This window comes from Copranaerobaculum intestinale (assembly GCF_009831105.1).
GTDB lineage: Bacteria > Bacillota_I > Bacilli_A > Erysipelotrichales > Erysipelotrichaceae > Copranaerobaculum > Copranaerobaculum intestinale.
Genome location: NZ_WUUQ01000007.1, coordinates 47,647 through 60,809, shown reverse-complemented (window position 1 = coordinate 60,809; position 13,163 = coordinate 47,647). Strand labels below are relative to the sequence as shown.

Genomic DNA, 13,163 nt, shown 5'->3' with positions numbered 1-13,163 from the left:
AATCACAGAAGCCTTCGTATCTTGTAACATCGAATAAAAGCGGGTCACATATTCAATACCATATTGAGATTTCCATCTGCCTGTATATAGCGATAAAAACATCATTCTCAGTAAATAAGCCGTTATTGAAATTTCTTACTGCTTCCACATATGCTGATAATAAAATATCGCCAACTGGGTACGGTCACGTACCTGTACTTTTTCCATTATGACACTCAAATAGTTTCTCACTGTACCTTCGCTGAGACAAAGATTATTCGCGATCTCCCGATTGCTGGCACCATTTGCTACCTGGATAATCAACTCCTGTTCTTTATCACTCAACTGCCATTTCTCATAATCCGGATGATCACTTCGTTTCATCAGGTCTGGGAGCTTCATCATGATCTCATCATTAAAGACGCGCTGATTCTGACAGACAGCTTTCAAAGCCGGATAGATCACATCATAATTCTGTTTCAGGATATATCCCTTGACCCCAAGCCGCAATGCCTGAACAATGTACTCATCATCATTAAATGTTGTTAATAACAGGATTCTAGCCTGGCTGTCTGCCTTTAATATTGCCATGCTTGCCTCTAAACCATTGACTTTTTGCATACGGATATCCATCAGCAATACATCCGGATGATATTGCTGATACAGGGAAATCGCCTGTTCTCCATCATCACCGATCGCGACTACTTCTATATCGCTTTGTGCTTCCAGAATCATTTTCAAAGAATTTAATACCAGATGGTCATCATCAATGATGATAATTCTCATTCTCTTTCTCCTCCTTGTCTACACTGACAAATATATGAAAGCCTTCATGCTGGCTAATCTGAATGCGTCCATTTAGCTTGGCTACCCGATCCCGCATATTCAGCAGTCCAATTCCTTCTTCCTGTATCGGTTGAATGCCGCTTCCGTTATCATCGATCTGCAGCTGAATCAGCGCCGGATGCTCAATGACACGGATATGCACCATCGTTGCATCTGAATGCCGGCTGACATTGGACAGCGCTTCCTTGATAATGGCAATAAAGCTGAACTTCAATTTTCGTTCCAAGCTGCTATGTACATCATAATCAAGATCCCATTCACAAAATGAGAACTGGATTAGCAGTCTTTCAATACTGGATCGTAAATCGAAGGATTCATCATACAGATCATGTACCGAGCTTCGAATATCATTCATCGCCTGATCCAAAGTATGTTTCAGTGTGTTAAGATGCGCTTTCATCTGCTCATCCTGTTCGATCGTCGAAAGTGCTGCTACTTGCAGGATACTGCTGGAAAGCTGATGCCCTACATGATCGTGTATTTCACGGGCTATGCGATTTCGCTCATGCAGAGTGGCCGCATAGATTTCATAGTCCTGTTTTTCCAACAATTCTTTATTATGACGTTTCAGAACCGCCTCCTGCTCACTTTGCGTATCGCGAAACTGCAGAAACCGCTGCCGCATATCCAACTGCTTTGTCGCATAGAAACCAAGCAGGCTGCTGATCAGTGATAAAATGAGTATCTGCAAAATATTGACATGCGGATATATGACAAGCAGCTCCAGAAAACCTAATAAGCCAATTCGAAAATCCCAGGAAATCAGCGAATATATACGCAGCGGCAGAAAAAAGGCCAGCTGCGGAAACGGAATCATCAGCATACAGAATCCGACATAGTTTATCATAAACAGCTTACGATCCGGACGGTAAAGCTCATACAGTTCTACAATCAGACAAAACAAAATCGGGATAATCTGCAGCCGATCGAAATTTCCCGTTACTAATAGGAGCGTACAAACTGAAAACAAAACCATGCGGTTGATCAAATGTGTCATTTCTTCATCCTCTATATGCAATCAGTTTACCATGGCAAAGCATCCTGCACAATCACAGGAACTCAGTTTTTGTGACAAATGTCATATAAATTCACGAGAAATATCACTGTTATCAAAATTGCTGATCCTTTATGATATAACCATTAAGGAGGATACCATATGATTGTACATGTAGATAATTTAGTAAAGCGATATGGTGATCTGCTCGCGCTTGATCACTTGAATATGGATGTGGAAAAAGGAGAAATCTTAGGCTTGCTCGGACCCAACGGAAGCGGTAAGACTACCGCAATCAACTGTATTCTGGCACTGCTGCAATATGACAAGGGAAACATTTCCCTGTTTGATCAGCCAATGGCGCCGGATGCCTATGATCTTAAACGCAGGATCGGGGTGGTTCTTCAAAACGTTGCTGTTTTTGAAGAACTGACGGTTTATGAAAATATCGATTATTTCTGTTCCTTATATGTCAAAGAATCAGCAAAACGGAAACAACTGGTTGAAGAAGCTTTGCGTTTTGTTGAATTGCAGGAATTTTCAAAATATCGGCCGTCCAAGCTAAGCGGCGGTTTGCTTCGGCGCTTAAACATCGCCTGTGGAATTGCCCATAAGCCGGATTTATTAATCATGGACGAACCAACCGTTGCAGTAGATCCGCAAAGCCGTAATGCCATTTTGGAGGGAATCAAAAAACTGAACGCACTTGGAACTACAATTATTTATACGTCTCATTACATGGAGGAAGTAGAACAAATATGCACTCGTATTATTGTTTTGGATAAGGGTAAACAAATTGCGAAGGGTACTAAGGAACAGTTAAAAAACATGATTGCCCTGAAAGAAAAAATTACAGTTGAGCAAATTCATATCACCGCACCGCAAATTGCTCAGCTGAAGCAGCTGGAAAATCTTTATGAATGCAATTACCAGGGAGAAACACTGGAAGCGAAATTCACCGGCGGTAATCACAATTTGCTTCATTTAATGGAAACACTTCAAAGGGAAGCTGTCGCATTTGGTAAAGTTTATTCTGAAAAACCGACCCTGAATGATGTATTCCTGGAAATCACCGGGAAAGAGTTAAGAGATTAGGAGGGAATTTATGCGATATTCTTGGATGTATCGATTCAAATGTCTGCTGCTTGATAAAACCTTGATCTTCTGGTCTCTATGCTTTCCGCTCATGCTGGCAACCTTTTTCTCTTTAGCATTAAAGCCAGCTTTGACCGATCATACCTTTAAAGCTATACATGTGGCAGTCGTAAACAATACCGACTATCAAAACGACACAGCTTTTCAAGCCGTGCTGAAGCAAGTAAGCACGGGTGAGGACGCAATCCTCAACATTACCCTGACCGGATCAAAGAGTGAGGCGGAAAAGCTCTTAAAGGATGATAAAGTTGACGGTGTCATCGTCAATAAGAAAAAATTGCTCGTTGAGGGAAGCGGAATGAATGAATCCGTATTAAAAACATTCATGGACAGTTATATTCAAAAGGAAGCCATGATAATGGATTTAATTAAGCAGGGCGCTTCGCAGGAAGCGATTGAAAAGGCTCTGATGCAGGATACTTCATTTATCCAAAAGAGCGAGGAAGAAAGCGCACAGCTGTTTGCCGTCAGCTTTTATACCATTATTGGTATGGTCTCTTTAATGGGCGGCTATTGGGGACAACGCAGCATTTATGATCTGCGAGCCGATCAATCTCCTCAAGGCACACGGGTCAGTGTAGCTCCCACCCATCATCTGCGGTCGATGATGGTGGATATCCTGATTGATATCATCATTCACTTTACCATTATTATGATATTAATTGCGTATACCTCATTCGTGCTGGGCGTCAGCTATGGCGATAAGTTATGGATGATCCTGCTGATCAGTTTTGCCGGATCAGGCGCCGGAATCAGTCTCGGCATGTTTACCAGCTGTTATGCCACCAAAAATTATGGTGTAAATAACATGATATTAACTGCCTTTACCCTGCTGTGTTCCTTCCTGTCAGGCATGATGTCTGTAAATGTTAAATATTTTGTGGAAACTACGATTCCCTGGCTGGCTAAGATCAATCCGGTCAATATGATCACAGATGCACTGTATTCGGTTTATTATTACGGCGGAGGGCCTCGGTTCTGGAATGATTTTATCTCACTGCTGATCTTTACAGCAATATGTTTCCTATGCGCTTACTTCCGCTTAAGGAGGAAAAAATATGCAAGTCTTTAAACTGTATATGAAGATCCTGAATAAGAAGCGATCTACCTTATTTACCTATCTGTTGATTTTTTCAATTATCTGGATTGGCTTGTCTACAATCAATACCAAAGATGTTAATAAAGCCAATACGCCGTTTCGCAATACCGTGATCAGCATCGCCTATATCGACCAAGATCACTCCGATTTAAGCAGATCCTTTACCAATTATCTGAAACATACGATGAAGGTAAAAACTATTGATTCCAATGAGGAAGCACTAAAAGATGCCTTATTTGCCAATGAAGTCAATTATATCGTAATGATTCCCAAAGGCTTTGAGAAACATTTTCTCGAACAAAACAGTAATTTCAAGCTGATTACTCAGAAGAAAGCAAATGCGACTGAAGCTTTTTTAGCGGAGCAGAAGGTGGAGTCTTATCTCAGCTCCGTTTCCAGCTACAAAAAAGCAGCTCCGAGCTTAAGCTATCAAGCAATTGATAAAAAGATCAAAAAAGTCTATCAGCAGCATGCAGTCATCTCCATGGTCGACCAAAAGGATTTAAGCTTCAAGCAGGAAATGAATGTTATGTATTTCAATACTCTGGGTTATATCCTTTTATCCCTTATGATCTTAATAGGCGCCAGTATCATGATGAGCATCTTCAAGAGTGAAGTGCATATTCGTACACTTGCTTCGCCGATCTCCAACACTTCCTTCAATCTGCAGCTGTTTTTAGCAAATATTGTGTTTGGTACAGGAATCTGGTTGATGTTTACTCTTTTGAGCATTCTGCTGAACACCAAGGAAATGCTGACTATGCAGGGGCTGTTATATGCCGGCAATTCCTTTACTATGACAATGGTAGCTCTCAGCTTTGCATTTATGGCTGCCAATCTGCTGAGGGGAGTCCGCAATAATATGGAAGCGATCAATGGCATTACGAATGTTTTTGCATTAGGAAGCTGCTTTATTTGCGGTAACTTTGTACCGCAGTCCGTATTATCCAAACAGGTTCTGGATGTCGCAGCGTTTCTGCCGAATTACTGGTATGTGAAGATCAATGACCTGCTTCCCCACTTTCACTCCGCAAGCATCGCTAATTGGCATTCTCTTTTACAGGGTTATGGCATCCAGTGGCTGTTTGTGATCGTATTCTTCCTGTTAGGTATCGTCATCTCACGTACAAAACAGCGGGTACACAACATTACCTGACTTTCCGATTAAAATCGGAAAGTTTTTTTATCGCCGATTAAGCAAACAATAACGCAGATACAAATAAAAATAACAGCGGTCCAGCTGCTTTTGAAACACTCGTTTAGAAACCGAGCACTGCAATTCTTCGCCATTTCGAAACCGAACGGTACAGCAGTGATCAACATGAATATGTGTCTCGATCCAAGCGTAATTGAACCAGATTCGCTGATGAGCAGCATGATCGATAATTGGAAATAACATGTAGGATTGTTCAGCGCTTAAACAGATAGGAACCATTCGCTTAATTCTTAAATACGCAGCGACAGCTCTTTTTCCACCCTGCAGCGTAAATCCATAGGATAAACACAACCGTTCCAGCAGCACTTCCATTTTATTCTCATAATATTCATAACGATTCTGATTGTCCAGAACAATTAAGCATCGCTCTGCATCCAGCTCCTTGATATATAAAATCATACTTCACCCCAAGTGATATACGAAGGATTCAGCAGCTTTCCTAACATAAAAAAAGCCAGATCAACTCTGGCTTTTTAAATTAGCATTCGCCGCAGCCGCCCTCGGAGCATCCGCCGCTGCATCCTTCACAGCCGCCCTGCTGAGCAGCCAGCTGCTGCTCATAGATCAAGGTATCGATGACAATGCATTCGATCTCGACCAAGACATCCTTAGGCAGCTTCGCTACCTGAACACAAGAGCGTGCCGGATATGGTTCAGACAAGTAAGAACCATAGATCTCATTCAAGGTATTGAAATCATTCAAGTCCTTCATAAAAATTGTCGTCTTGACAATATGACGGTATTCCAGACCCATTTCCGCAAGTACCACACCGATATTTTTCATAACCTGATGAGCCTGTTCTTCGATCGTTGAACCGGCAATTTCATTGGTTTCCGGATCCAATGGGATCTGTCCGGATAAGTATACGAAGTCTCCAAGCTTAACTGCCGGAGAGTACGGGCCTAATGCCTTTGGTGCTTTTTCTGGTTTGATTGCATTTAAAAACATAATGTTTCCTCCTGTTTGTATTAATCTAATTCCAATTCATCTTCATCATTTGATGATTTAACGGTCAGTTCCACTTTGGATGCCATGCCATCCTGTGTATCCAAAACCCTGATTTCATAGTTTTCATAAATGAGTTCACGATTTCGGCGAACTTTCCGATGGTTATTCAATTCATATACCCACGCGGTAAAATTGCGGGCTTTGGTTTTCGGCGGTTCCTGATCTTCCGCATACTGATCAAAGAAATCGATCAAAGAAACTTTTCCCTCGATTTCAAAAGTATGATGCCCAAATTCTACTACATGATTCGGCAGCGGATCATATTCATCATAGATCTCACCGACCAGTTCCTCTAAAACATCTTCCAGAGTAATGATACCCACAAAAACATGAGATGTCTGACTCTCCATAACGATAGCCATATGTTCCCGTGATTTCTGAATATCCTCCAGTACCTGCGGCAGCTTTTTGCGCTGCGATACAAATACCGGCGGCTGCATCAGTTCAGCAATCACGATCGGCTGTTCATTGACCAGCGCGTCTAATACATCACGTACTCGCAGCACACCGACTACCTGCAGTTTTTCATAAGATATGATCGGTATTCGGGATAGCTTATACGTATTCAGTACATTTTTCAGCTGATCATAAGTAGCATTGTCATATAAAAAAACTACGTCTTCTTTAGGAATCATGATGTCACGGACATTCTTGTCATCAAATTCGATAACGCTCTCAATCAGCTCCCGTTCATCCTGTTCCAGTACGCCTTCCTGCTCGATCGTTGAGACAATCTCTAACAGCTCATCCTCAGTAGCGGTAACATTTTCAATATTTTGCTTTTTCTCCCAGTGAGTCTGTGCAGATTCGACAATCCATGTCAGCGGACGCAGTACGATCAGAAGATAGTGCAGCGGTACCGCCATATGCAGAGCTGTCGCTTCCGCTTTTGATTTCGCAATAATTTTAGGCATGACTTCACCGAATATCAAAATCAGGACCGTCATGAAAAAAGTAGCCAATGCGATACCGGCCCCGCCAAACAACGAGGTCAGCAAACTGGTTGCCATAGAGGTAGCCAGGATGTTCACCAAATTGTTACCAATCAGGATGGTTGTTATCAACGACGTAAACCGTTTCGTATTATTGTAGGCTATTTTTGCTTTGCGGTCACCGTTCTTGGCCATTTGCTTCAGCCTGATCTGATTCAAAGAAGAATATGCCGTTTCTGATGAAGAAAATAAGGCGGATAAAACAATTAACAATACTAATACAATGACAATGAGTCCTATATGCGAGTCATCCAATTTTTACCACTCCCTGTAATACTGTTCGCGATTCGCAATGAGCTTTGTCCTGCGCTTTTTCAGCAGTGACACAAAAAACATGATTATCATCAATACTGGAAAGCTTACCAGACAGAGCAAAGACATTACATCGCCCATACATTCAATCATGTTTTTCACCTCGGGTACATTATACATGAAGTACCTTTATATTTCAATTATCGGAAGCTATCGTTTTCGGTTTCCATCCAGGTACCATGAAAAACCGGATGAACGATTGCCGACATATAGATTTGGTTGTTTCCCCAACGCAGCAGATTATCCCCGCCCGGACTGGCTCCAATAGCGATACGATGCAGATATCCATGTCGGTATCCGTGATAAAATGCAGCCATGGTACCGGTGCCGCAGGATAAAGTCGGACCTACTCCCAGCTCTATCGTACGGATATGGAAATGCAGTGGATCCCTATATTCAACTACATCCACATTGGCATCCGTTCGAGCCTGATAACGGGAGGATATCAGATGCACAACCCCACTGTTGTAGCGGTTTCGTCCCAATATCTCAGGTATATCACTGATCAGTGTTACAAAATTCCCGCCGCTCATTCTAAGCGAATACGCTCTTTCATCAATATGAACCGTACAGCGATCCAACTTATGGCGACTCATAAACCAGTGCCCTACACACCGTATACCATTGCCGCACATCGCCGCATGACTGCCGTCCGCATTCACATGGCGATAGTAAACTTCAAATTTGTGAACTCGCACAATTAGAATGCCGTCTGCTCCGATTCCTTTATGCCGATCACACAGCAGGATTCCTTGTTTCTCACTGATATTTGATTTTTGATGGACCAAAAGAAAGTCATTTCCGTTCACATGATATTTCCAAAAATTCACAGTATCCCTCCAGTGTATAAATATGCAGGTGCTGTTCACAATAATGTCAGGAGGTAAAGAAAAATGAAAAAAGACAGCAAGAAAAAAGAACGCTTCGTAGCTGCACGCCGTAATTCTGATGGAACTTTGAAAGAATTCAAATCCAGCACTGGCAAAGTGTATGACTACGAACAGGCTTTAGAAGCAGTTGAACAGGGCCTGATTGAAAACGCTCTGCCTTTCACCGGCCGTGACGGCGCACGTCACATCCGCGGTATGAACGACGGAGACGAAAGCACAAACTTAAAGAACCTGAAAGAGTTCTAATATAAAACAAGGCGCTGAACCAATCAGCGTCTTGTTTTTTTATTCTTCGATATATTCTACCGTAACTCTCATTGCCGGCAGATAGTCATACATGATACAACAGTAAATCGCGCCAAGACATGTAAGCATCTGAAAACCGCTTTGAACTATCAGAAGCAATCCAATGATATGGAGCTGATCGATTACCATGTTCAAGGATACAGCAGATAACCCCTGACAGACACACCAAATACATAATAAAAGCAATATGACAAAGCTGCTTAAACCAACATACAGCCATCGCCGACTCTTACTGTCCTTTCCCTTCATAAAGAGAAAACCGCCCGTGATCACAATCAACGAAATCTCAAAAAATTGCAGCGAGGCAAACACGGCTTTTGCAATGATCCAGGGCGTAATCGAAGCCTGAGAGATCACGGTATAAATCGTACGTGATAGATAACTGCCGGAAAGGGTTCTTGATGACAGCAACTCAAACAGTTCATCATAACGTTCGACCGGTAGGATCGACAGTCCCAGCTTTCCGTTTTGAACTGCCCCCGCAAAAAGCAAACAGGCAGTTAATACTACCCACGCGCAGCGCCGCTTTGATGGGGTATCCACGAAGCGATCCATGGTCATTGAGTAAGCCAGTCCTCACCCTTCAGTGTTTCATGGGTACATAATCCCGGATAATCCAGCTGCCGCAGCACCTCATACACAATGATCGCGGCACAATTGGAAAGATTTAAGGAACGCGCGTTCGGTACCATCGGCAGACGCATACAGCGGTCCAGATGCTGAGACAGAATTTCTTTTGGAATCCCGGTGCTTTCTTTGCCGAGAACCAGATAAATATCACGTTTCGCCTGGGTGAAGTCAAACTGCGAGGGTGCTTTCTTACCATATCGTGTCATATAATAAAATTCACCGTCTTGATGAAGCTTTAGAAATTCTTCCCAGTTGGGATAAACACGGTAATCCAAATCCTTGATATAGTCCATGCCGGCGCGGCGAACATGCTTTTCATCGAGATAAAAGCCAAGCGGTTCGATGAGATGCAGCTTCAAATTGGCAGCCATGCAGGTACGCATGATATTACCGGTATTTTGAGGAATTTCCGGTTCATATAATACAACATGAATCATACATTTTCCTCCTTTAAATACGATAAGAATTTTGCCAGTGCTCTGGATCGATGAGAAACCTCATTTTTTTGTTCCTCACTGACATTTGCCAGGGTTGTATGAAAGGGTTCGTAATAAAAAATCGGATCGTAACCAAAACCTTTTGCCCCGATGATCTCATGCGCCACAGTACCGCGGACCTCCCCTTCAAACACATGACCGTTTCCTTCTTTATCCACATAGGCAATAGCACAGACAAACGCGCAGCCGCGATCTTTTCCCTCGCACTGTTCAATGATATAGCGATTCTTAATTGCATAGGAAGTATCATGCCCCATGAAACGGGCGCTGTAAATTCCCGGTGCTCCGTCCATCGCATCTACACATAGCCCGGAATCATCCGCCAGTACTTCTATATGCAGCAGATCGTATATGGTCTTTGCTTTGATCATCGCATTCTCGGCAAAGGTCGTTCCATTTTCCTCGATATCAATCGATTCATCCAGATTCAAAAGACTCTTTACCTGATAGCCAAGCGGTTCCAACATGGTTTTAAATTCTTTTACTTTATGCGCATTGCTTGTCGCAATCATGATTTCTTTCATCAAACCACTCCTTTTTACTTCTCCTATTTTACCAAAATTCACGTTAATATGCTATGATAACAGCGGTGATACTATGAAATTAGAAAAACAGCTCCAACTGCTCTTTCCAGGTAAGCAGCTGAATCTTATCAAAACAAACAAGGGCTTAACCAATGACAACTATTTGCTGACGGTTGAACAGGAAACCTTTATGGTTCGGATAAGACGCTCAGACAGTGAACAGATCATTCATGCTGAAGATGAGCAGAAAGCCCTAAAAATCATTCAGGACAAAGGCCTGGATGTTTCTGAATATTACTTTGATCCGGCTGCCGGCATCCGGATTACGCACTTTGTGCCCGATGCCCTGGAATATCAGGAATGTACTGATGATCATAAGTTGGAGCGAACCGCCGATCTGATGCGCCGGCTTCACCAGTTGAAACAAACGATCGGTTCCTGTTTTGATCCATTTGCCCGGCTGAAGCAATATCAGTCTTATACGAAGAATCCCTTTCTGATATTGCCGGATCCCAAGACAATCATTTCTGCGGCACAGGATATCTACAGACCATCTACACTTTGTCACAATGATTGGGTCAGCGGCAATATTCTCTTCAGCGGTGCTAAGACGTATTTGATCGACTACGAATATGCCGCTGATAATGACCCCCTGTTTGACGTTATGAGCTTTCTCACTGAAAACGATATTACGGACACAGCCCAGCGTGAACAATTCTATCATCGCTATTTCGCTGAGCAAACGATACCCTACGAGAAACTGGCAGTCTGGGAAACCTTTCACAACTTGCTTTGGTGCAGTTGGGCAATGATGATGTATGAAAGCCGTCAGGAAGCCATTTACCGAACCATTGCCATCAATAAGTATCAGGCATATCTCAAAAGCCGCTAAAAAACTGCAGAATTCTGCAGTTTTCTTAATTTAGCTTTTCAGCATAGCAATATAGGGACAGGTTCGATATCCCAAGCGTTCATAAAGCTTGCGAGCCCGGGGATTTTCCGGATTTACTTCCAGAAAATACGAATAATCATCAATATCATATGCGGTTTCCAACCATTTGAAAAATTGTGAGCCATATCGATGACTCCGGTACTTTGGCTTGATAAACAGTTCATCAACAGTAACAATGATGCCGTCCATCTCACAGCTCCAGGAAAATGTGAGGAGCGCATAGCCGACAATTTGAGAGGCCTCACAAAGCATCATTCCTTTCACATACGGAGAATTCTTCATGATCTCCTGGAAAGTCCGCCTCAGTTGTCCCTTTGTAATATTGGTTACCGCCGCATCACTGTGATAAAAAGCTTCTGCCATTTGGTAGTATTCAGTTTGATCGTCTTGTTTAAATGTTCTGACTTGCATGTTTTTCTCTCCTTTTCTTCATCAAAAACAGAAAGAAACACGCTAGCCGTACTCTCTTACTTTATTACTGTGTAATCGCCTGCCGGTTTGGGCAGCCATAGTTTCACATCCTTTATTTCATCATAAACGATATAGTAACTATAATGTCAAGCAAAACCAAAAAAAACACGGAATAATCCGTGTTATCCAGCCAGCCAGGATGCAAAGAAATATACACCGATTGCCAGTACAACCAAACCGACGATCGTATTAGATTTCATCTCTTTATCCAATCCATCTTCGCGGGCATAATTTGCCTGCATCAGGAAACTGATACCAAGAATAAAGAAACCAAATGTCATACCGATATTCAACTCAAATCTTCCTACCAAAGTCATCACAAATACAGCCGCTGCGATGATCGAGAAGATTACCCGTCTTCTTTCTTTCTCATTCATGCCTTTAACCTCCCAATTCATACGTTCCCATTATAGCATGTTTCCAAGCGGTTCATATACACTTTTTTCTGCCTTTTCGAAGGGATTTCTGTTTCATGCCAGTTATGATAAAATAGGAAGAGAAACGAGGTTAAATATGAATATAAAAAAGATTGAAGAAATCATACAGAAGGAACTGCTGTTTGATCCTATCAAACAGCCAGAATTGCGGTTGAATCAGTATGCCGAATGGAAAGCAGCATGTGAAGCGTTGAACCTCACCTATGATTATTTACCGAAACCTCGTATAGAGCTCTATCAGCACCGCACGATGTTTCGCTTCAATACCGACACGGTACTGCTGGCTGGCTTCATGCGGATTCATAAGCATGATACTGTATTGGATATCGGCACGAACAATGGTGTATTGGTGCTGGCGGCTGCGCAGTACAGTGATCAGAAGATAATCGGGGTCGAGCTGCAAGGCGAAGCCTGTCTGCTCGCCAAAAAGAACATCCGACTTCATAAGCTGGAAGATCAATGTTCGATTCTTCATCAGAATATTCAAGATGTAGATATTACGCCGGTAGATGTCATCATTTCCAATCCGCCCTATTTCCCCCTTAGCGAGCAAAGCATTCAAACAACACCCAAGCAAATGGCCCGGCATGAAATAACTCTAAATTTAAAAACGCTGATTGATCAGATCAATCGGCTGTTGAAAGACGGCGGCCATTGTTATCTGGTTCATCGCGCAGATCGATTAAGTGAAATCATTGAAAGGTTTCATGCAATTCATATGGAAGTAAAACAGGTGCAGCCGGTTTACGATGAACAAAAGGAAGATGCACGCTGTGTTCTGATCGAAGCGGTCAAGCAGGCAAAATGTGGCTGCCGCTTGTTGTCACCCATTATCATAAAACGATAAAAAAACC

Annotated in this window: 18 protein-coding genes; 6 read left to right on the top strand and 12 right to left on the bottom strand. The window is 42.5% G+C overall.

Features of this window, described 5'->3' with window-relative positions:
• Positions 1-135 precede the first annotated feature (135 nt).
• Positions 136-765: a response regulator transcription factor gene (locus tag GSF08_RS11020; protein ID WP_160625850.1), complete on the bottom strand. Its 630-nt coding sequence runs from the start codon at positions 763-765 to the stop codon at positions 136-138.
• Positions 746-1,822, bottom strand: coding sequence for a sensor histidine kinase (locus GSF08_RS11015; protein WP_160625849.1), 1,077 nt, complete (start codon positions 1,820-1,822; stop codon positions 746-748). The genes GSF08_RS11020 and GSF08_RS11015 overlap by 20 nt, the downstream gene beginning before the upstream one ends.
• 159 nt (positions 1,823-1,981) lie before the next feature.
• Between GSF08_RS11015 and GSF08_RS11010 the strand changes: the two genes are divergently transcribed.
• Genes GSF08_RS11010 through GSF08_RS11000 form a run of 3 tightly spaced genes read left to right on the top strand, consistent with a single transcriptional unit; the run spans position 1,982 to position 5,229 of the window.
• A complete protein-coding gene (locus tag GSF08_RS11010) occupies positions 1,982-2,914 on the top strand; it encodes an ABC transporter ATP-binding protein (RefSeq protein ID WP_160625848.1) in 933 nt (310 codons plus the stop codon).
• 10 nt (positions 2,915-2,924) lie between these two features.
• On the top strand, positions 2,925-4,046 hold the full coding sequence (locus tag GSF08_RS11005) for an ABC transporter permease (RefSeq protein ID WP_160625847.1): 1,122 nt from the start codon (positions 2,925-2,927) through the stop codon (positions 4,044-4,046).
• Positions 4,033-5,229, top strand: a complete 1,197-nt coding sequence (locus tag GSF08_RS11000) for an ABC transporter permease (protein ID WP_160625846.1) — start codon at positions 4,033-4,035, stop codon at positions 5,227-5,229. The genes GSF08_RS11005 and GSF08_RS11000 overlap by 14 nt, the downstream gene beginning before the upstream one ends.
• Positions 5,230-5,256: 27 nt before the next feature.
• Here GSF08_RS11000 and GSF08_RS10995 read toward each other — a convergent pair whose 3' ends face one another.
• From GSF08_RS10995 to GSF08_RS10975, 5 genes are all read right to left on the bottom strand, one after another.
• On the bottom strand, positions 5,257-5,688 hold the full coding sequence (locus GSF08_RS10995) for a competence protein ComK (RefSeq protein ID WP_160625845.1): 432 nt from the start codon (positions 5,686-5,688) through the stop codon (positions 5,257-5,259).
• Between the two features lie 79 nt (positions 5,689-5,767).
• Positions 5,768-6,238: a RidA family protein gene (locus GSF08_RS10990; RefSeq protein WP_160625844.1), complete on the bottom strand. Its 471-nt coding sequence runs from the start codon at positions 6,236-6,238 to the stop codon at positions 5,768-5,770.
• 20 nt (positions 6,239-6,258) lie between these two features.
• The gene (locus tag GSF08_RS10985; protein WP_160625843.1) at positions 6,259-7,545 is read right to left on the bottom strand and encodes a hemolysin family protein; all 1,287 of its coding nucleotides are present in this window, start codon (positions 7,543-7,545) and stop codon (positions 6,259-6,261) included.
• Between the two features lie 3 nt (positions 7,546-7,548).
• A complete protein-coding gene (locus GSF08_RS10980) occupies positions 7,549-7,695 on the bottom strand; it encodes a hypothetical protein (protein WP_160625842.1) in 147 nt (48 codons plus the stop codon).
• A gap of 47 nt (positions 7,696-7,742) precedes the next feature.
• The gene (locus tag GSF08_RS10975) at positions 7,743-8,432 is read right to left on the bottom strand and encodes a diaminopimelate epimerase (protein ID WP_160625841.1); all 690 of its coding nucleotides are present in this window, start codon (positions 8,430-8,432) and stop codon (positions 7,743-7,745) included.
• A gap of 63 nt (positions 8,433-8,495) precedes the next feature.
• Between GSF08_RS10975 and GSF08_RS10970 the strand changes: the two genes are divergently transcribed.
• On the top strand, positions 8,496-8,738 hold the full coding sequence (locus GSF08_RS10970) for a DUF3892 domain-containing protein (RefSeq protein ID WP_160625840.1): 243 nt from the start codon (positions 8,496-8,498) through the stop codon (positions 8,736-8,738).
• 39 nt (positions 8,739-8,777) lie between these two features.
• Here the strand turns inward: GSF08_RS10970 and GSF08_RS10965 are convergent, their stop codons facing one another.
• The 3 genes from GSF08_RS10965 to rdgB are packed head-to-tail and all read right to left on the bottom strand — an operon-like array spanning position 8,778 to position 10,449.
• Entirely contained in the window at positions 8,778-9,359 is a 582-nt protein-coding gene (locus GSF08_RS10965; RefSeq protein ID WP_160625839.1) for a hypothetical protein, read from the bottom strand.
• Positions 9,356-9,865, bottom strand: a complete 510-nt coding sequence (locus GSF08_RS10960) for a tRNA (cytidine(34)-2'-O)-methyltransferase (protein ID WP_160625838.1) — start codon at positions 9,863-9,865, stop codon at positions 9,356-9,358. The genes GSF08_RS10965 and GSF08_RS10960 overlap by 4 nt, the downstream gene beginning before the upstream one ends.
• A complete protein-coding gene (rdgB, locus tag GSF08_RS10955) occupies positions 9,862-10,449 on the bottom strand; it encodes an RdgB/HAM1 family non-canonical purine NTP pyrophosphatase (protein ID WP_160625837.1) in 588 nt (195 codons plus the stop codon). The genes GSF08_RS10960 and rdgB overlap by 4 nt, the downstream gene beginning before the upstream one ends.
• Before the next feature lie 73 nt (positions 10,450-10,522).
• Here rdgB and GSF08_RS10950 point away from each other — a divergent pair, with 73 nt between their 5' ends.
• Complete coding sequence (locus GSF08_RS10950; protein WP_160625836.1) at positions 10,523-11,341, top strand: phosphotransferase; 819 nt, start codon at positions 10,523-10,525, stop codon at positions 11,339-11,341.
• Between the two features lie 30 nt (positions 11,342-11,371).
• On the opposite strand, the gene GSF08_RS10945 is transcribed toward GSF08_RS10950, so the two are convergent.
• The gene (locus tag GSF08_RS10945) at positions 11,372-11,812 is read right to left on the bottom strand and encodes a GNAT family N-acetyltransferase (RefSeq protein WP_160625835.1); all 441 of its coding nucleotides are present in this window, start codon (positions 11,810-11,812) and stop codon (positions 11,372-11,374) included.
• A gap of 182 nt (positions 11,813-11,994) precedes the next feature.
• The gene (locus GSF08_RS10940) at positions 11,995-12,249 is read right to left on the bottom strand and encodes a hypothetical protein (protein ID WP_160625834.1); all 255 of its coding nucleotides are present in this window, start codon (positions 12,247-12,249) and stop codon (positions 11,995-11,997) included.
• A 136-nt stretch (positions 12,250-12,385) separates the two neighbouring features.
• Here GSF08_RS10940 and GSF08_RS10935 point away from each other — a divergent pair, with 136 nt between their 5' ends.
• Positions 12,386-13,156 carry a tRNA1(Val) (adenine(37)-N6)-methyltransferase gene (locus tag GSF08_RS10935; protein WP_160625833.1) on the top strand — a complete coding sequence of 257 codons (771 nt, stop codon included), beginning with the start codon at positions 12,386-12,388 and terminating at the stop codon, positions 13,154-13,156.
• Positions 13,157-13,163 lie beyond the last annotated feature (7 nt).

What these genes read in the sequence shown, in the direction of transcription:
- GSF08_RS11020 (WP_160625850.1), bottom strand. Translation starts at nt 765, where the DNA reads ATGAGAATTATCATCATTGATGATGACCATCTGGTATTAAATTCTTTG.
- GSF08_RS11015 (WP_160625849.1), bottom strand. Translation starts at nt 1,822, where the DNA reads ATGACACATTTGATCAACCGCATGGTTTTGTTTTCAGTTTGTACGCTC.
- GSF08_RS11010 (WP_160625848.1), top strand. Translation starts at nt 1,982, where the DNA reads ATGATTGTACATGTAGATAATTTAGTAAAGCGATATGGTGATCTGCTC.
- GSF08_RS11005 (WP_160625847.1), top strand. Translation starts at nt 2,925, where the DNA reads ATGCGATATTCTTGGATGTATCGATTCAAATGTCTGCTGCTTGATAAA.
- GSF08_RS11000 (WP_160625846.1), top strand. Translation starts at nt 4,033, where the DNA reads ATGCAAGTCTTTAAACTGTATATGAAGATCCTGAATAAGAAGCGATCT.
- GSF08_RS10995 (WP_160625845.1), bottom strand. Translation starts at nt 5,688, where the DNA reads ATGATTTTATATATCAAGGAGCTGGATGCAGAGCGATGCTTAATTGTT.
- GSF08_RS10990 (WP_160625844.1), bottom strand. Translation starts at nt 6,238, where the DNA reads ATGTTTTTAAATGCAATCAAACCAGAAAAAGCACCAAAGGCATTAGGC.
- GSF08_RS10980 (WP_160625842.1), bottom strand. Translation starts at nt 7,695, where the DNA reads ATGATTGAATGTATGGGCGATGTAATGTCTTTGCTCTGTCTGGTAAGC.
- GSF08_RS10970 (WP_160625840.1), top strand. Translation starts at nt 8,496, where the DNA reads ATGAAAAAAGACAGCAAGAAAAAAGAACGCTTCGTAGCTGCACGCCGT.
- GSF08_RS10965 (WP_160625839.1), bottom strand. Translation starts at nt 9,359, where the DNA reads ATGACCATGGATCGCTTCGTGGATACCCCATCAAAGCGGCGCTGCGCG.
- GSF08_RS10960 (WP_160625838.1), bottom strand. Translation starts at nt 9,865, where the DNA reads ATGATTCATGTTGTATTATATGAACCGGAAATTCCTCAAAATACCGGT.
- rdgB (WP_160625837.1), bottom strand. Translation starts at nt 10,449, where the DNA reads ATGAAAGAAATCATGATTGCGACAAGCAATGCGCATAAAGTAAAAGAA.
- GSF08_RS10950 (WP_160625836.1), top strand. Translation starts at nt 10,523, where the DNA reads ATGAAATTAGAAAAACAGCTCCAACTGCTCTTTCCAGGTAAGCAGCTG.
- GSF08_RS10945 (WP_160625835.1), bottom strand. Translation starts at nt 11,812, where the DNA reads ATGCAAGTCAGAACATTTAAACAAGACGATCAAACTGAATACTACCAA.
- GSF08_RS10940 (WP_160625834.1), bottom strand. Translation starts at nt 12,249, where the DNA reads ATGAATGAGAAAGAAAGAAGACGGGTAATCTTCTCGATCATCGCAGCG.
- GSF08_RS10935 (WP_160625833.1), top strand. Translation starts at nt 12,386, where the DNA reads ATGAATATAAAAAAGATTGAAGAAATCATACAGAAGGAACTGCTGTTT.